This window comes from Streptomyces sp. NBC_00425 (assembly GCF_036030735.1).
Classification (GTDB): domain Bacteria; phylum Actinomycetota; class Actinomycetes; order Streptomycetales; family Streptomycetaceae; genus Streptomyces.
This window is the reverse complement of the sequence record NZ_CP107928.1, coordinates 6189078-6206534: the sequence shown is the minus strand read 5'-3', so window position 1 is coordinate 6206534 and position 17457 is coordinate 6189078. Positions and strand designations below refer to the sequence as shown.

General features: G+C 72.1%; 15 protein-coding genes. 4 read left to right on the top strand and 11 right to left on the bottom strand.

All coding sequences use genetic code 11. The features are described 5' to 3' along the window. Positions 1–53: 53 nt before the first annotated feature. The 3 genes from OHS82_RS27110 to OHS82_RS27100 all read right to left on the bottom strand — a co-directional run bounded on the left by OHS82_RS27110 (position 54) and on the right by OHS82_RS27100 (position 2414). Positions 54–1355 carry a chaplin family protein gene (locus OHS82_RS27110; protein WP_328434703.1) on the bottom strand — a complete coding sequence of 434 codons (1302 nt, stop codon included), beginning with the start codon at positions 1353–1355 and terminating at the stop codon, positions 54–56. A gap of 107 nt (positions 1356–1462) precedes the next feature. After that, positions 1463–1690 carry a chaplin gene (locus tag OHS82_RS27105; protein ID WP_054240076.1) on the bottom strand — a complete coding sequence of 76 codons (228 nt, stop codon included), beginning with the start codon at positions 1688–1690 and terminating at the stop codon, positions 1463–1465. A 313-nt stretch (positions 1691–2003) separates the two neighbouring features. Beyond that, positions 2004–2414, bottom strand: coding sequence for a rodlin (locus OHS82_RS27100; RefSeq protein ID WP_057574579.1), 411 nt, complete (start codon positions 2412–2414; stop codon positions 2004–2006). Positions 2415–2642: 228 nt separating this feature from the next. On the opposite strand from OHS82_RS27100, the gene OHS82_RS27095 reads away from it, so the two are divergent. The 3 genes from OHS82_RS27095 (at position 2643) to OHS82_RS27085 (ending at position 4726) form a co-directional block, all read left to right on the top strand. Next, positions 2643–3053, top strand: coding sequence for a rodlin (locus OHS82_RS27095; RefSeq protein WP_328434702.1), 411 nt, complete (start codon positions 2643–2645; stop codon positions 3051–3053). Between the two features lie 106 nt (positions 3054–3159). Beyond that, positions 3160–4188: an LCP family protein gene (locus OHS82_RS27090; RefSeq protein ID WP_057574842.1), complete on the top strand. Its 1029-nt coding sequence runs from the start codon at positions 3160–3162 to the stop codon at positions 4186–4188. A 130-nt stretch (positions 4189–4318) separates the two neighbouring features. Then, positions 4319–4726, top strand: coding sequence for a rodlin (locus OHS82_RS27085; protein WP_328434701.1), 408 nt, complete (start codon positions 4319–4321; stop codon positions 4724–4726). Positions 4727–4843: 117 nt separating this feature from the next. Here OHS82_RS27085 and OHS82_RS27080 read toward each other — a convergent pair whose 3' ends face one another. The 3 genes from OHS82_RS27080 to OHS82_RS27070 form a co-directional block, all read right to left on the bottom strand. Then, complete coding sequence (locus OHS82_RS27080; RefSeq protein ID WP_057574578.1) at positions 4844–6346, bottom strand: vWA domain-containing protein; 1503 nt, start codon at positions 6344–6346, stop codon at positions 4844–4846. A 140-nt stretch (positions 6347–6486) separates the two neighbouring features. Continuing rightward, the gene (locus OHS82_RS27075; protein ID WP_057574577.1) at positions 6487–7341 is read right to left on the bottom strand and encodes an ABC transporter permease; all 855 of its coding nucleotides are present in this window, start codon (positions 7339–7341) and stop codon (positions 6487–6489) included. After that, complete coding sequence (locus tag OHS82_RS27070; protein ID WP_328434700.1) at positions 7338–9983, bottom strand: CocE/NonD family hydrolase; 2646 nt, start codon at positions 9981–9983, stop codon at positions 7338–7340. The genes OHS82_RS27075 and OHS82_RS27070 overlap by 4 nt, the downstream gene beginning before the upstream one ends. Positions 9984–10270: 287 nt before the next feature. Here OHS82_RS27070 and OHS82_RS27065 point away from each other — a divergent pair, with 287 nt between their 5' ends. Further along, complete coding sequence (locus OHS82_RS27065; protein WP_328434699.1) at positions 10271–11125, top strand: hypothetical protein; 855 nt, start codon at positions 10271–10273, stop codon at positions 11123–11125. A gap of 91 nt (positions 11126–11216) precedes the next feature. On the opposite strand, the gene mmsA is transcribed toward OHS82_RS27065, so the two are convergent. From mmsA to iolC, 5 genes are read right to left on the bottom strand one after another with little or no spacing between them, the layout of a single operon-like run. Next, positions 11217–12719 (bottom strand): CoA-acylating methylmalonate-semialdehyde dehydrogenase, encoded by a 1503-nt coding sequence (gene mmsA / locus OHS82_RS27060; RefSeq protein ID WP_057574574.1) that lies wholly within the window; start codon positions 12717–12719, stop codon positions 11217–11219. Between the two features lie 14 nt (positions 12720–12733). Then, positions 12734–14626, bottom strand: coding sequence for a 3D-(3,5/4)-trihydroxycyclohexane-1,2-dione acylhydrolase (decyclizing) (iolD, locus tag OHS82_RS27055; protein ID WP_057574573.1), 1893 nt, complete (start codon positions 14624–14626; stop codon positions 12734–12736). Further along, positions 14623–15444 carry a 5-deoxy-glucuronate isomerase gene (iolB, locus tag OHS82_RS27050; protein ID WP_057574572.1) on the bottom strand — a complete coding sequence of 274 codons (822 nt, stop codon included), beginning with the start codon at positions 15442–15444 and terminating at the stop codon, positions 14623–14625. The genes iolD and iolB overlap by 4 nt, the downstream gene beginning before the upstream one ends. A gap of 7 nt (positions 15445–15451) precedes the next feature. Next, on the bottom strand, positions 15452–16336 hold the full coding sequence (locus tag OHS82_RS27045) for a Cgl0159 family (beta/alpha)8-fold protein (RefSeq protein WP_057574571.1): 885 nt from the start codon (positions 16334–16336) through the stop codon (positions 15452–15454). Then, a complete protein-coding gene (gene iolC / locus OHS82_RS27040) occupies positions 16333–17283 on the bottom strand; it encodes a 5-dehydro-2-deoxygluconokinase (protein ID WP_057574570.1) in 951 nt (316 codons plus the stop codon). Before iolC ends, OHS82_RS27045 begins: the two co-directional genes overlap by 4 nt. Positions 17284–17457: the final 174 nt, after the last annotated feature.

Genomic DNA, 17457 nt, shown 5'->3' with positions numbered 1-17457 from the left:
CGACAGGCCCGAGGCGTGGCACCCGCCGTGCGGGCGGCCGGCGCCGGGTGCGTTCAGCGCCGGGAGGCGGCCCTGCCTCGCCGGTACAGAACGGCGCCGCCCGCGATCAGCGCCGCGCTGACGCCGGAGGCGGCCAGCAACGCCGCGTTGTCACTGCCGGTGTGCGGCAGCTCGGGCGGGGTGTGCCCGCCGCCACCGCCGTTGTGCGGGGGCGCGGTGTGCTCGCCACCGGGCGGCGTGCTGTGCCCGCCTCCGGGCGGAGGCGTGCTGTGACCCCCGTGCGGAGGCGGTGTCGAGTGGCCGCCGTGCGGAGGCGGGGTGCTGTGACCTCCGCCGGGCGGCGTCGAGTGACCGCCGCCCGGAGGCGTGGAGTGGCCCCCGCCGGGAGGAGAGCTGTGACCTCCACCGGGCGGCGTGGAGTGACCGCCGCCGGGAGGCGTCGAGTGACCTCCGCCGGGCGGCGTGGAGTGGCCCCCGCCGGGAGGAGAGCTGTGACCTCCACCGGGCGGCGTGGAGTGACCGCCGCCGGGAGGCGTCGAGTGACCTCCGCCGGGCGGCGTGGAGTGGCCCCCGCCGGGAGGAGAGCTATGGCCTCCACCGGGCGGCGTGGAGTGACCGCCGCCGGGAGGCGTCGAGTGACCTCCGCCGGGCGGCGTGGAGTGGCCCCCGCCGGGAGGAGAGCTGTGACCTCCGCCGGGCGGGGTGGAGTGACCGCCGCCGGGAGGCGTCGAGTGGCCCCCGCCGGGCGGCGTGCCGTGGCCGTGACCGCCGCCCGGAGGCGTGTGGCCTCCGCCGCCGCAGGTGTCGCCGTAGCCGCAGTCGTCTCCGTGCCCATGGCCGGCCTGACCGGAGTCGCCGTAGCCCGAGTCGCCGTAGCCCGAGTCGCCGTAGCCGGAGTCGCCGTAGCCGGACTCCTCGTCGTCGGAGTCGCCGTAGCCCGAGTCTCCGTAGCCCGAGTCGCCGTAGCCGGGCTCCTCGTCGTCGGAGTCGCCGTAGCCGGAGTCCCCGTAGCCGGGTTCCTCGTCGTCGGACCGGCCGTAGCCGGAATCCCCGCCGTGCGGGTCGTCGTGGCCCTTCGGTGTCCCGTGTGCACGCTTGTCGCGGGCGACGGCCTGCTCGGCGCAGGCGTTGCCGAACGCGGGGTTGAGCGCGGCGACGACGTCGGCCGAGTTGCCGCAGACGGTCAGCGGGACGTGCAGCGGGGCCTCGACGTGGTTGCCCGAGAGGGCTCCTGGTGAACCGTTGGCCGCTCCCTCGGCGTTCGCGTCGGCGAGGGCGTAGCCGCCCCCGCACAGGGACAGAATGCTCGTCGCGGCGGCGGCCGCGACCACTCCCCTGCTCAGGGTCTGTCGCAATCTCGTGGTCTTCCTGCTCGAAGAAGTGGGAAAGGCCGGCCTCGGACCACACGGAAGTCGTCCAAGGCCGGCCCGGGTCCGGCCCGACGGCCGGGAATGACGTGTCGTCAGTCGTTGATGCAGACGTTGCCGCCGGTCGGGTTCAGCGCGGCGATGACGTTGATGGAGTTTCCGCACACGTTGATCGGAATGTGGATCGGAATCTGGACGACATTGCCGGACAGGACGCCCGGGGAGCCGATGGCCGCGCCGTTGGCACCGGCGTCGGCGAAGGCGGGGGCGGCCCCGCCCAGGGCCAGGATCAGACCCGCAACAACAGCAGCGCTCTTCTTCATGGGATTCCCTTCTCTGCGGTCATGCCTAGATGACGGTCGAAACCGAGCGAGCGCAACTGGAACGGCTCGCACCATGACTCGCAGGCTGCAAACGAGAGATAGACATCCGAAGAAACTGACGAACGCGCGTCGTCCGGGAATTCACTCGAACGCCTTCATACAATTGACCCGCCAGGATCAATCGGGAGAAACGATTCGCCTGAGCAGTGGAACAAAAATTGACAGAACATCAGGAAGATTCGCCGCGTGAATACCGAAGCCGGACGGTCCGCCGAAAGAGGCGCGGACCGTCCGGCGAGCGGCGCCGTGGGCGTCAGTGGTTGGCCACGCCGTTGCCCGACAGGGCGGAGATGTCGTCCAGGATGTGCGACAGCGGCTCGTCGCCCTTGGCCTGGGTGCTGTTCTCGGCGCACTGCTGGTCCTGCGGCGAGGACAGGACGTTGACGTCCTGAACGTCGATCGGGACGGCGCCCAGGACACTCTGCACGCCCACCTTGAGCGGCAGGCCGACGCACAGCTTGTTCAGCGAGCTCTGGACCAGAGTGGCCTGCGGGCTCATGTCGCCCTTGGTCACCGAGTTGCCGAACGCCTCGCGCGCGCCGTTGCCGCTGGCGGAGGTCGTGCCCGCGTCGTCCCCGATGGCGAACGCCTGGGGGGCGACAGCCGCCGACGCTCCGATGACGGAAGCGGCGACCGCAGCCGCGGCCATTGCCTTCTTCAGCATTTCGATTGTTCCTTTCCCTGCCCTGACTCCGTGCCAGGACCATGTGCCTGCCACCGATCAACCGGATGCACCGGGTTTGGTTGCGGCCCTTCACCCGATCGGTTTTTCCGACCCGACGACCGGATTTCCCGCCAATAGGCCATCGGAGTGAAGAGCGGCAACGAAGCAGCCCAGAAAGCGTTGTTCAGAGGGCTCCGGTGGACGGGGTTCTCACGAAGGGACTTACAAGTGATCAAGAAGGTACTGGCCGCCGCTGCGGTCGCCGCCTCCGTCGCCGGCGTCTCCGCCGCCGCGGCAGCCCCGGCGCTCGCCATCGGCAACGACAGCGGCACCACCTCCGCCAGCGGCAACGGTGCGAGCCAGTCGTTCGGCAACTCGGCCACCTTCGGCAACATGAGCCCCCAGATGGCGCTCATCCAGGGCTCGTTCAACAAGCCGTGCATCGGCCTGCCCGCCAAGATCGGGGCGCAGGGCCTCCTCGGCGCCGTCCCGATCAACGTTCAGGACGTCAACGTCCTGTCCTCCCCGCAGAACCAGCAGTGTGTGGAGAACAGCACCCAGGCCAAGGGCGACGAGCCGCTGTCGCACATCCTGGACGACATCTCCGTGCTCGCCGGCAACGGCGCGGCCAACCACTGAGCCCGACGTGGTGAACGGGTTCATTTCCTGAGCCCCGGAGTGGTTTCTCCGCCCCCCGCAGCGGGCCGCCGGATCATCGGCGGCCCGCTGTTCTAGCGTGCGGCGCGTGACGACGAAGAGAAACTCTCTGCCACGTCGGCTGGCGATTCCCTCAATCGTCCTGGCCGCCACCGGCGCGCTGCTCGGCAGTTCCGCGCTCCCCTCCCGGGAGCACGCCCCGCGCGCGATGAACGTTCTGCTGATGGGCACCGACGAACGGGACACCATCTCCGCCGACGAGAAGCACGAGTTCCACGCCGGTGGCCAGGCCTGCGGCTGCACGGACGTCCTGATGCTCGTTCATCTCTCGGCGCGGCGGGACCGCGTCAGCGTGATCGGTCTGCCGCGTGACTCCTGGGCGCACATCCCGCAGTACCGCGGCCCGGACGGCAAGCAGCGCAAGGCGCATCCGGCGAAGCTCAACGCGGCGTACCAGGAGGGCGGCGCGGAGCTCACCGTCAAGACGGTCGAGTCCATGACCGGGCTGAGCGTCGACCGGTTCGTCCAGGTGGACTTCCGGCGCTTCATGGACTCCGTGGACGAGGTCGGCGGTGTCGAGGTGTGCACGCCGCGACGGCTGAAGGACTTCGCGACCGGCATGGACCTCAAGCCGGGCAAGCACCGGCTCGGCGGCGGGCAGTCACTGCAGTACGTGCGCTCGCGGCACGTCGACACCAGCGCCGATCTCGGCCGCATCCAGCGTCAGCAGCGCTTCCTCTTCCAGTCGTTGCTCGAGGTGCAGGCGCGCAGACTGCTGGACGACCCGCGGCGCACCCTGCACCTGATGGGCACCCTCCTCGGCGGCGGTCAGCAGGGATTCTCGCTGAACGAGCTCGCCCAGGAGGCGGCCGCGCTGCGCAGGCTGCCGGACGCGGCGACGGAGTTCACGACCGTGCCGATCGGCGGGTCGGCGCCGGCCTCGCTGGGCATCGGTTCGGCGCTGGCCTGGGACGACCGTAAGGCGGACGCACTCTTCACGAAGGTGCACAGGGACCAGCCGCTGGTCGCCGAGGGCAGGAACCCCCGGCCGAAGGATCCGCCGACCGTTCTCGGCAGCACGGTGGCGGTGCGCGGGAGCGCGTACGCGTGCAGGTGAGGGGCGCACGGCAGGGGCGGCGGGTGCGCTGGGCCGATCGGGGCACACCACGCAACCCCGGCCGGGGGCGGGGCGTTGTTGATCACGCGGCTCCTCCCCCGGTGTCCGCGCCTTTCGAAAGGGAACGAACATGAAGAAGCTGTGGGCATCCGCGGCCCTCGCCGCCTCGGTCGCCGGTCTCGCGGCCGTGAGCGCCCCGCAGGCCCTGGCCATCGGTGACGACAGCGGCACCACTTCCGCCAGCGGCAACGGCGCCTCGTCGGAGTTCGGCAACTCGGCCACCTTCGGCGACATGAGCCCGCAGCTCTCGCTGGTGCAGGGCTCGCTGAACAAGCCCTGCATCGGCCTGCCCGCCAAGCTCGGGCTGCAGGGCCTCGTCGGCGCCGTCCCGATCAACGTCCAGGACATCAACGTCCTGTCCTCCCCGCAGAACCAGCAGTGCGTGGAGAACAGCACCCAGGCCAAGGGCGACGAGCCGCTGTCGCACATCCTGGACGACATCTCCGTGCTCGCCGGCAACGGCGCGGCCAACGGCTGAGCCGCAGCCTGACGTACCGCGACGGCGGGTCACCGGTTCTCCGGTGACCCGCCGTTTCGTGTGCCGCCCGCGGTGCGCGGGGCACAGACGGACGTCCGGGCGTCCGGACGGGACCTCCTACAGGTCCAGGCGGTTCGCGTCGGCGATCGCGTCGGCCAGGGCGGTGACGTCCGCGTCCTCGGTCTTCTTCGCCAACGTGCGGGCTGTTTCCTGCAGTTCGGTCAGGTCGGGGGCGTCCGGGAGCGGGGTCTCCGGGCGGCGCAGGGCGTCGGCGAAGTAGGCGGCCGTCGCCGTGACCCGGAAGCGGTCGGAGGCGCGGGCGAGGTCGTCGTGCAGGGCGCCGGTCTCCAGCCGGCCGGAGGTCTCGTGCGGGGTGCGGGTCTCGGGGTCGAGCCAGCGGACGGTGGCCGTGGCGAGGCGTCCGGAGGCGCCGGGCTTGACGCGCACGGCGTAGAGGGCGGTGACGGTGTGGCCGGGGCCGACCTCTCCGCCGTCGACGCGGTCGTCGCGGAAGTCGTCGTCGGCGACCCGGCGGTCGTCGTAGCCGACGAGGCGGAACCCGGCGACGGTGTCGGGGTCGAAGGCGACCTGCGCCTTGGCGTCGCGGGCGGTCAGGTCGACGTTGCGCGGGAGGTCGTCGCAGAAGACCTTGCGGGCGTCGGTCTCGTCCGAGACGTAGACGGTGTGGCCGTCGCCCTTGTCGGCGAGGCGTTCCATCAGGGCGTCGCCGTAGTCGCTGCCGACGCCGACGCCGAAGAGGGTGACGCCGTGTTCGCGGCGGGCGGTGTCGATGCGCTCGAGGATCGCGTCGGCGTCGGTGTCGCCGGTGTTGGCGAGGGCGTCCGAGATCAGGACGACCCGGTTGGTGGCGCCCTTGCGCAGTCCCTCCACGGCGGTGGCGTAACCGGTCTCGACGCCGGCGCCGAGGTTGGTGGAGTCGGTGGGTTCCAGGCCGTCGACGGCGTCGTGGACACGGCCGCGGTGGCCGCCGAGGCGGGTCATCGGCAGGACGGTCTCGGCCTCGCCGCTGAAGGTGACGAGGGCGACGGAGTCGTCGTCGCGCAGGCGGTCGGTCATCGTGCCGAGGGAGGACTTGGCGAGGTCCAGACGGCCGGGTTCGCCCATCGAGCCTGAGACGTCGATGACGAAGGTGAGGGCGGCGGGCGGACGCTCGCCCTGTTGCGCGGCCGTGCGGGTGGCGAGGCCCACGCGGACCAGGGACCAGTCGTCGTCGCCGGTGCGGGCGCCGTCGACGGTGACCGAGAAGCCGTTGCCGTCCGGGCGTTCGTAGTCCTGGCGGAAGCTGTTGACGAACTCCTCGGGGCGGACGGTGGCGGGCTCCGGGCGGCGGCCCTCGGCGAGGGTGCGGCGGGCGTAGCCGTAGGAGGCGGTGTCCACGTCGAGGGCGAAGGTGGAGAGGCGGTCGGAGCGCCCCTCGTCACCCTCGTCGCGCTCCTCGCCGGCGCGCGGTGCGCTCGGCGCGGGGAAGGCGTCGCTGTTGCGGGCCGCTCCGTCAGCGGCCTTGCCGCCGGTGGAGTCCTGGCCCCCGCCGCAGCCGGTCAGCAGCAGTGCGGCTGCCGCCATGAAGGCGAACAGCGCCGGTGCCCGATGGTTGTTCATGTCTGTGCCCCCTGTGTCCGTCGACGTCTGTGACTGTGACGGGACAGGGGGCCGGAACGTGCGACACGGGGAGTTGCGGATACGTCTCGAACCGGGCACGACGGGGGGCCGCCGAGACCGGCCGGTGACCCTGCGGTGACCTAGGAGACGACGTCCTTGCGGGCGAAACCGCGGAAGGCCAGGGCGAACAGCACCAGGGCGTAGGTCACGGAGACGGCGGTGCCCTGGATCATGCCGGACCACTCGGGGGTGGGCTGGACGGCGTCGGCCCAGGCGAACTGCCAGTGCGCCGGCAGGAAGTCGCGCCAGTCGCCGAGGGCGGTGACGGCGTCCAGGACGTTGCCGACGATGGTCAGGCCGACCGCGCCGCCGACCGCGCCGAGGGGGGCGTCCGTCTTCGTGGAGAGCCAGAACGCAAGCCCCGCGGTGACCAGTTGGGAGACGAAGACGTACCCGACGACGACCACCAGCCGCTGGGCGGCGGTGCCCGGGTCGAGCGCGCCGCCGGTGGGCAGCTCCAGCGGGCCCCAGCCGTAGGCCGCGCTGCCGACCGCGAGGGCGACGACCGGCAGCAGGACCATCGCGGCCAGGCTGAGGCCGAGGCCGACGACGAGCTTGGACCACAGCAGCCGGGCGCGGGGCACGGGGGCGGCGAGGAGGTAGCGCAGGGAGGACCAGCCGGCCTCCGAGGCGACGGTGTCCCCGCAGAACAGGGCGACCGGGATGACGAGCAGGAAGCCCGCCGACACGAACAGGTTGACCGCGGCGAAGTTGGCGCCCGAGGCGGTCGCCGTGTCCATCAGGGTCACCTGGTCGTTGCGGCCGCCGGGCTCGCCGCCGATGGCGAAGGCGATGAGCAGGACGAACGGCAGGGCGGCGAGGATGCCGCCCATGATCAGCGTGCGGCGGCGCTTGAGCTGGCGGACCAGCTCGACGCGCAGCGGCAGGGTCCGGCCGGGCTGGTAGCCGGAGGCGACCTCGGTGAGCGTGCTCATGCGGAACCTCCGATCAGGGTGAGGAAGGCGTCCTCCAGGCGGCGGTGCGGGCCGACCGAGGTCACCGGCACGTCGAGCCGGACGAGCTCGGCGATCAGGCGCCGGGCGGTGCCGTCGGCGTCCAGCCGGATCAGCAGGCCGTCGTCGGCGGGGAGCGCGGAGGCCACGCCGGGCAGCGCGGCGATCTTCTCGACGACCGGCTCGTCAACGGGGACGGCGGTGCCGACGAGGATTGTGTCGCCGGAGCCGACGATCTCGGCGACCGGGCCTGCCTGCACGAGCCGGCCGCGGTCCATGACCACGAGGTGGGTGCAGGACTGCTCGACCTCCGCCAGGAGGTGGCTGGAGACGATCACCGTGCGGCCGGCCGCCGCGTAGCGGATCATCACCTCGCGCATCTCGCGGATCTGCGGCGGGTCGAGGCCGTTGGTCGGCTCGTCGAGGATGAGCAGGTCCGGCAGGCCCAGCATGGCCTGGGCGATGGCGAGGCGCTGGCGCATGCCCTGGGAGTAGGTGCGCACCGCGCGGGCGAGCGCGTCGCCGAGGCCGGCGATCTCCAGGGCCTCGTCGAGGTGGGAGTCCTCGGCCGGGCGGCCGGTGGCCCGCCAGTACAGCTCGAGGTTCTCCCGGCCGGTGAGGTGCGGCAGGAAGCCGGCGCCCTCGACGAAGGAGCCGACGCGGGAGAGCACGGGGGCGCCCGGGCGGATGGCGTGGCCGAAGACGCGGATCTCGCCGCCGTCGGGCGTGATCAGGCCCATCAGCATGCGCAGGGTCGTCGTCTTGCCGGCGCCGTTTGGGCCGAGCAGTCCGAGGACCTGGCCCTTCTCGACCTGGAAGGACAGTTCACGGACGCTGTAGCGGTCGCCGTTCGCGTACTTCTTGCTCAGGTCGGTGATCCGCAGCGGGACCTCGGCGAGCGCCGGGTCGGGGGCGGGTGCGGCGGTGCGGCGGCGGGCCGTCAGCAGCAGGGCGAGCGCGAGCGCCGCGCCGGTGAGGGGGAGCCACCAGACCCAGGACGGGAGCGGTGCGGCGGCGGTCGTCACGGCCGGGGCGGTGGGGACCGACAGGTCGCCCTTCATCGACACGGTGTACGTCGCCGGGGTCGTCGGGGAGGCGTAGCCGAGGTCGGTGGAGGCGAGGACCAGGCGCAGCCGGTGCCCTTCCTCGACCTTGTGGTCGATCGCCGGGAGGGTGATCGTGACGTCCTTGCCGGCCGCGGCGCCGTCGACGCGGACCGGGGCGACGAGTTGGGAGGGCAGCACCTGGCTGCCGCTGCCGCCGACGTCGTAGACCTTGGCGAAGAGGACGGCGGTGCCGGTCGTCGACTTCACATGGACGGTGACCGTCGGCGAGCCGGTGACCCGCAGGTCGTCGGCGAGCGGCGCGGAGTCGAAGGCGGCGTACTGGCCGGGGAAGTCGAGGGAGACGCCGACGCCGAGGGCGGAGAGCTGGGAGAGGCCGCCGCCGCCGAGGCCGGGCAGGGCGGACACGGCGGGTGGGGTGGCGCCGGGCGGGTTGACGAAGGTCTGCTCCTCGCGGCGGCCGGTGAGCGCGAACGCGCGGTCGTCGTGGCTCAGACCGGGGTAGGCGTCCGCGCCGGCGCCCCGGAGCTGGGCTGCGCCGTCGGTGGAGTCGATGCCTCCGGTGCGGGTGACGCGGAAGGCCGGGCCGGTGTCGGCGGACCTGTCGTCCTTGAGGTAGCGGTCGAACCAGGAGGCGACGCGGGCCTGGACGCGCGAGGCTTCCATGTCGCCGCCGTCGTGGCCGCCGGAGATCCAGTCGACGTCGACGGGCGCGCCGTTCTTGCGGATCGCCTTCTCGGCGGCGTCGGACTGGGCGAGGGTGAAGAGGGAGTCGGTCTGGCCCTGGAGGAGGAGGGTGGGGACCTTGATGCGGTCGGCGACGGCGGACGGCGAGCGCTCCTCGAGCAGGGCGCGGGCGGCGGCGTCCGGGACGCCGGACTCGGCGACGCGCTCGTACATCGCGGCCAGCGCGGGTTCGAAGCGGGCGGAGCCGCCGCCGGTGTTGAAGAAGACGCCGGCCCACAGCTTCTTGAACACGCCGTCGGGGAACAGGGCGTCCGCGAGGTTCCAGTAGGTGATCGCGGGGGCGATGGCGTCGACCCGGTCGTCGTGTCCGGCGGCGAGCAGGGAGATCGCACCGCCGTAGGAGGCGCCGGCCACGCCCACGCGCGGGTCGCCGGGCTTGTCGAGCTGGACCTCGGGCTGCTTCGCGAGCCAGTCGATCAGCCGGGAGACGTCGGCGACCTCGCCCTTCGGGTCGTTGAGCCCGATCCGGCCGGTGGACTCGCCGAAGCCGCGTGCGGACCAGGTGAGCACGGCGTAGCCGTCGCGGGCGAGCTGCTCGGCCTGCTGCCGGACGTCGTCCTTGCTGCCGCCGAAGCCGTGCGCGAGGAGGACGGCGGGGCGGCGGCCGGAGCCGCCGGCGGTGAAGTAGGAGGTGTCCAGGCGTACGCCGTCCACCGCCATGACCCGGTCGGCGTGGCGCACCGCGGGCGTGTCGTCGTCGGAGGCGACGGCCGTCCAGGTACCGGCACCGGCGAGTACGACCACGGCGGCCGCGGCGGCGAGGAGCCGTCGCGGCCGCCGTGGTCCTCGCAGACCGGGCAGTCGAAGATCCATGCTTCAACCGTACGGGGTCAACCTGTCGTGGAGTTGTCGACCGCAGACCGAACTCGGCGACCTCCCGGAGGCGTACGCGGCCGTGGTGGCATACCGCGGACGCGGTACACGCGGGCCGGTCCTGCCCGTCCTCCGGGTCGGTTCCCGTGCGGCCGATCGGGTGGCTCGGCGGGCGCCGGAACCGCGGGGCTCCCGGCGCGAAAGTGGGGCGACGTCCGGCATCCGGACGTGTCAGTGTGACCCCTTAGGGTTCGGGGATCACAGACGACGCACAGGGGTGGGGACTCATGAAGGCGAAGTACGCGGGGGCCTGGACGGCGGTCACTCTGGCGGCCCTGGTCACGACGGCCGGGTGCGGCAGCGAGACCGCCAAGGACGCGGCCAAGGCCGTGGACGGCACGGACGCGATCATGGCGGCGCTCGGCCGGGCGACCGACCGCACCGAGCAGCTCGGTTCGGCCGAGGTGAAGATGACCACCTCCATGGGCGCCGGCGCTCCGGTCGCCATGGAGGGCACCTACTCCTGGGGCGACGGGTACGCGTTCGACGTCCTGATGGACACCGCGGCCGCGCAGCTGCAGCAGCTGCAGGACGCTCCGAAGACGCGCATGCTCTTCGTGGACGGCGCGTACTACTACGACGTCGACCCGCAGGCCGCCGGCCCTCTCAAGGGCAAGGAGTGGATGAAGATCGACAGCTCGGCCGTCTTCGGCAAGCAGGGCGCGCAGGCGCTCAGCGGCAGCAACGGCAGCCCGTCGGCGTCCATGAAGGGCCTGAAGTACGCGGACGACGTCGAGAACCTCGGCTCGGAGAAGATCAACGGCAAGACCACCACGCACTACCGGGCCGTCATCGACCAGGCCGGGATGGGCAAGTTCAAGAAGGCCTACGGCGACAAGGACAACCTCTTCGGCTCGCTCACCGGCGGCGCCACCTCGATCACCATGGAGGTGTGGGTCGGCCCCAAGGACCTGCCGGTCCGCATGATCCAGGAGATCGGCGCCATGAAGGTCACCATGGACTTCGAGAAGTTCGGCCAGACGGCCCCGGTCAAGGCGCCGCCGGCCGCGCAGACCGGCGACCTCACCGAGGCGATCAAGGCGGCGGGCGGGGGCACCGGCGCCGGCTCCACCACCGGCTGACGTCCACGCCACGGCCGGGGTCCACGCCCGGCGGCCGACGCACGGCGACGCCCTGCCCCCCGGACGGGGCAGGGCGTCGCCGTGTGCGGTATCAGTGGTTGCGGGGGAAGCCCAGGTCCACGCCCGCCGGGGCGTCGGCCGGGTCGGGCCAGCGGGTGGTGACGACCTTGCCGCGGGTGTAGAAGTGCGTGCCGTCGTTGCCGTAGATGTGGTGGTCGCCGAAGAGCGAGTCCTTCCAGCCGCCGAAGCTGTGGTAGCCGACGGGGACCGGGATCGGGACGTTCACGCCGACCATGCCCGCCTCGACCTCCAGCTGGAAGCGACGGGCCGCGCCGCCGTCCCGGGTGAAGATCGCGGTGCCGTTGCCGAACGGCGAGGCGTTGATGAGGGCGATGCCCTCGTCGTAGGTGTCGACGCGCAGCACGGTCAGCACCGGTCCGAAGATCTCGTCCTGGTAGGCCTTCGCGGTGGTCGGCACCCGGTCCAGCAACGAGATGCCGATCCAGTGGCCGTCCTCGTAGCCCTCGACGGTGTACCCGGTGCCGTCGAGGATCACCTCGGCGCCCTCGGCCGCCGCGCCCGTCACGTAGGACGCCACCTTGTCGCGGTGGACGGCCGTGATGAGCGGGCCCATCTCGCTCGTCGGGTCGTTGCCGGGACCGATCTTGATCTTCTCGGCGCGCTCGCGGATCTTCTCCACCAGCTCGTCGCCGATCGCGCCGACGGCGACGACCGCGGAGATGGCCATGCAGCGCTCGCCCGCCGAGCCGTACGCGGCGGAGACGGCGGCGTCGGCGGCCGCGTCCAGGTCCGCGTCGGGCAGGACCAGCATGTGGTTCTTCGCGCCGCCCAGCGCCTGGACGCGCTTGCCGTTCGCGGAGGCGGTGGTGTGGATGTAGCGGGCGATCGGCGTGGAGCCGACGAAGGACACGGCCTTGACGTCAGGGTGCTCCAGGAGACGGTCCACGGCCACCTTGTCGCCCTGCACGACGTTGAACACGCCGTCCGGGAGACCGGCCTCGGACAGCAGCTCGGCGATCTTCAGCGAGGCCGACGGGTCCTTCTCGGACGGCTTCAGCACGAACGTGTTGCCGCAGGCGATCGCGATCGGGAACATCCACATCGGGACCATCGCCGGGAAGTTGAACGGCGTGATGCCCGCGACGACGCCGAGGGGCTGGCGGATGGACGCGACGTCGACCCGGCTGGCGACCTCGGTCGACAGCTCGCCCTTCAGCTGCACGGTGATCCCGCAGGCCAGGTCCACGATCTCCAGGCCGCGCGCGACCTCGCCGAGCGCGTCGCTGTGCACCTTGCCGTGCTCGGCGGTGATCAGTTCGGCGATCGCGTCCCGGTTCGCGTCGAGCAGCGCCCGGAACGCGAACAGGACGGTGCTCCGCCTGGCCAGCGAGGAGGTGCCCCAGGTGGCGTAGGCGTCCTTCGCGGCCGCGACCGCGGAGTCGACCTCGTCCACCGAGGCGAACGCGACCTTCGTGGTGACGGCGCCGGTCGCGGGGTCGGTGACCGGCCCGTACGAACCCGACGCGCCCTCGACGGTCTTGCCGCCGATCCAGTGGTTGACGATCTTCGTCATGACCGAGTGCTCCTTCACAGATGGCGGCGTCGGGTAGAGACGTGCCGTTCGTACAGCTCACGTGCCTTCACCGCGGACGGTCGCGTCGCGGTCTCGGCCACAGGTACATCCCACCAGGCCTGCGCGGGCGGCGGGCCCGACACAGTGTCGGCCGTTTCGGTCTCGACGTAGACACATGTGGGAGTGTCGGCGCGGCGCGCCTCGGCGAGGGCTTCGCGCAGTTCGCGGACGGTCTTCGCGCGCAGCACGCGCATGCCGAGGCTGGCCACGTTGGCGGCCAGGTCGACGGGCAGCGGGGCGCCGGTGAAGGTGCCGTCGTCGGCGGTGTAGCGGTAGGCCGTGCCGAAGCGCTCGCCGCCCACCGACTCCGACAGACCGCCGATCGAGGCGTAGCCGTGGTTCTGCACGAGCAGGATCTTGATCGCGATCCCCTCCTGCACGGCCGTCACGATCTCCGTCGGCATCATCAGGTACGTGCCGTCGCCGACCAGCGCCCAGACGTTGCGCTCCGGTGCGGCCAGTTTCACACCGATCGCGGCCGGGATCTCGTACCCCATGCAGGAGTAGCCGTACTCCAGGTGGTACTGGTCCCGGGAGCGCGTCCGCCACAGTTTGTGCAGGTCGCCGGGGAGCGAACCGGCCGCGTTGATGATCACGTCCGACTCGTCGACGAGGGCGTCCAGCGCGCCGAGCACCTGCGGCTGGGTCGGGCGGACGTCGGGCTCGTCGGCCTCGTAACAGGCGTCGACGCGCTGCTCCCAGCGTTCCTTGTCCTCGGAGTACGCGGTGACGTGGACGTCCGCGACCCGGTGTCCGTGCAGACGCAGGGCCTCGGTCAGCTCGCCGAGGCCGCTGCGGGCGTCCGCCACGAGGGGCAGGCCGGCGAGCTTGTGGCCGTCGAAGGAGGCGATGTTGAGGTTGACGAAGCGGACGCCGTCACCCGCGAACAGGGTGTTGGAGGCGGTCGTGAAGTCGGTGTAGCGGGTGCCCACGCCGATGATCAGGTCCGCCGTGCGGGCCAGCTCGTCGGCGGTCGCGGTGCCCGTGTGGCCGACGCCGCCCACATCCTGCGGGTGGTCGTGGCGCAGCGAGCCCTTGCCGGCCTGGGTGGAGGCGACCGGGATGCCGGTGGCCTCGGCGAACTCGGCGAGGGCCTCCTCGGCGCGGCTGTGGTGGACGCCGCCGCCCGCGATGACCAGGGGGCGTTCGGCCGACAGGATCGCCCGTACGGCCTCGGCGAGTTCGACGGGGTCGGCGCCCGGGCGGCGGACCGCCCAGACGCGCTCGGCGAAGAACTCCTCGGGCCAGTCGTAGGCCTCGGCCTGGACGTCCTGCGGCAGGGCGAGGGTGACCGCGCCGGTCTCCACCGGGTCGGTGAGAACGCGCATCGCCTGCAGCGCCGCCGGGATCAGCGCCTCCGGGCGGGTGATCCGGTCGAAGTACTTCGACACCGGGCGCAGGCAGTCGTTGACCGACACATCGCCCGCGTAGGGGACTTCGAGCTGCTGGAGCACCGGGTCGGCGACCCGGGTGGCGAAGACGTCGCCGGGCAGCAGCAGGACCGGCAGCCGGTTGACGGTGGCGAGGGCCGCGCCGGTGACCAGGTTGGTCGCGCCGGGGCCGATCGACGTCGTCACCGCGTGGGTGGACAGCCGGTTCGACTGGCGGGCGTAGCCGACGGCCGCGTGGACCATCGACTGCTCGTTGCGGCCCTGGTGGAACGGCATCTCGTCGCCGTACTCGACCAGCGCCTGGCCGAGGCCGGCGACGTTGCCGTGGCCGAAGATGCCCCAGGTCGCGCCGATCAGCCGCTGCCGTACGCCGTCGCGCTCGGTGTGCTGGGCGGCGAGGAAGCGCACCAGCGCCTGGGCGACCGTCAGCCGCGTCGTCGAGGTCTGCGCCGTCATCGGTAGCCCCCTGTGCTCTCTACGTGGTCGGGGTGGAAGCAGATCCGCCACTCCCGGGTCTGCCCCGGTCCCGCCATGACGTTCAGGTAGTACATGGCGTGCCCGGGCTGGGCCACGGCCGGTCCGTGCCAGCCGTCGGGGACGAGCACGGCGTCGCCGGAGCGCACCTCGGCGAGGACGTCGGCGCCGCCCTCCCGCGAGGGGGACACCCGCTGGTAGCCGAAGCCGTTCGGGCCGTCGATCTCGAAGTAGTAGATCTCCTCGAGCTCGGCCTCCTCGCCCGGCCGGTGCTCGTCGTGCTTGTGCGGCGGGTACGAGGACCAGTTGCCGCCGGGGGTGACGACCTCGACGGCGATCAGCTTGTCGCAGTCGAAGGCGTCGGCTGCGGCGAAGCCCCGCACCAGACGGGCGCACGTGCCGCTGCCGCGCTCTTCGACGGGGACCTCCGGCGCGGGGCCGTAGCGGGCGGGGAGTCGTCGCTCGCACTTCGCTCCTGCCAGGGCGAAGCGGCCTCCCGCGCCGGAGGCGATCTGGACCCGGGCGTCCCGGGGAACGTACGCGAAGTCGGATACCGACGCGAACACCGTTTCCCGGCCCAGGAGTTGGAACTCTTGTTGATCTGTGCGCACGGTACATCCGCCTTCGAGGGGCAGCACGATCCATTCGCTGTCACCCGTGTCGAAGACGTGCCCGCCGCCCGGCTCCAGCTCGACGACCCGCAGGCTGCAGTAGTCCCAGCCCGCTCGTGCGGGATCGATGTCGAGCGCGTAGCCGGAGTGCGCGGTGGTCCCGCGCGCGAGGTACAGGTCGTTGCTCATGCGGCCCTCACAGCAGTCCGACGGCGGTGTCCACGGCGGCGGCGACGTCCCCGTCCGCCGGGTACAGCAGCGAACGTCCGACCACCAGGCCCTGCACGGTGGGAAGTTGCAGCGCCCCGCGCCACTTCTCGTACGCGCCGTCCTGGTCGTCGCCGACCTCGCCGCCCAGCAGGACGGCAGGGAGCGTGGACGTCTGCATGACCTCGGCCATGTCGTCGGGATTGTCGGTGACGGGCACCTTCAGCCAGGTGTAGGCCGATGTGCCGCCCAGCCCGGAGGCGATGGCGATCGACCTGGTGACGGCCTCCGCGGAGAGGTCGTTGCCGAGTCTGCCGTCGGGTGTGCGCCGGCTGATGAACGGCTCGACGAAGAGGGGGAGTCCGCGGGCGGCCATGTCGTCGACGGCGCGGGCGGTGGTCTCGAGGGTGGTGAGGGAGCCCGGGTCGTCGTAGTCGATGCGCAGCAGCAGTTTGCCCGCGTCGAAGTTGAGCCGCTCGATGTCCTCGGCGCGGTGGCCGGTGAAGCGGTCGTCGAGCTCGAAGGCGGCGCCCTGGAGGCCGCCGCGGTTCATGGAGCCCATGACGACCTTGCCGTCGAGGGCGCCGAGCAGGAGCAGGTCGTCCAGGATGTCGGCGGTCGCGAGGACGCCGTCCACGCCGGGGCGCGACAGGGCTAGGCAGAGGCGTTCGAGCAGGTCGGCACGGTTGGCCATGGCCAGCTTGCGCCCGCCGACGCCGAGCGCGCCGCGGGCCGGGTGGTCGGCGGCGACGATCATCAGCCGGCCGGAGTCGCCCAGCAGCGGCCTGCGTGTGCGGCGGGCGGCGGCCTCGGCGATCGCCTCGGGGCGATGGCTGCGCAGACGGACGAGTTCCAGGACGTCGACGGTGGTCACAGGACGGCTCCCGCCTCGATCGCCGCGGCCACTTCGTCCGGCGTCGGCATCGCCGAGGAGCACTCCAGCCGGGAGGCCACGATGGCGCCGGCGGCGTTGGCGTGCCGCATGGTCTTCTCCAGGTCCCAGCCCGCGAGCAGGCCGTGGCAGAGGGAGCCGCCGAAGGCGTCGCCGGCCCCGAGGCCGTTGAGGACGTTCACCGGCAGCGGCGGGACCTCGGCGGACCCGCCCTTGTTGTCGACGGCGAGGACGCCCTTGGGTCCCTGCTTGACGACGGCGAGCTCGACCCCGGCGTCCAGCAGCGCCTGCGCGGCGGCCCGCGGCTCGCGCACGCCGGTCGCCACCTCCACCTCGTCGAGATTGCCGACGGCGACGGTGGTGTGCTTCAGGGCCTCGGCGTAGAACGGGCGGGCCGCCTCCGGGTCGCTCCAGAACATCGGGCGCCAGTCGAGGTCGAAGACCGTGATCCCGGCCTTGTCGCGGTGGGCGAGGGCGGCGAGGGTGGCGGTCCGGCTGGGCTCCTCGCTCAGACCGGTGCCGGTGACCCAGAAGACGCGGGCCTCGCGGACGGCGTCGAGGTCGAGCTCGTGGGCGTCGATCTCCAGGTCCGGCGCCTTGGGCTGCCGGTAGAAGTACAGCGGGAAGTCGTCCGGCGGGAAGACCTCGCAGAAGGTGACGGGCGTCGGCAGGCCGGGCACCGGCGTCACCCAGCGGTCGTCGACGCCGAAGCCGCGCAGGGCCTCGTGCAGATAGGTGCCGAAGGGGTCGTCGCCGGTGCGCGAGATCACCGCCGTGGACCGGCCGAGACGGGCCGCGGCGACCGCGACGTTGGTCGCCGATCCGCCCAGGAACTTCCCGAAGGACGTGACCTGCGGGAGCGGGACGCCCGTCTGCAGCGGATAGAGGTCCACCCCTATCCGCCCCATGGTGATCAGGTCGTACGCCATCGACTTCCCTTCGTGTCGGTCGTCCCCGTGACGCCGCTCGCGGCATGTCCTCGGCACACGTCCCGTATCGGCTCTCAGGCTTTGTAGCCCCGCACGGCGGGCCCTGTCAATGTTTTGTCCAGACATTCGGACCAGGCCTTGACACCCCTTCGGTGAGACCGCACTCTGACGGCC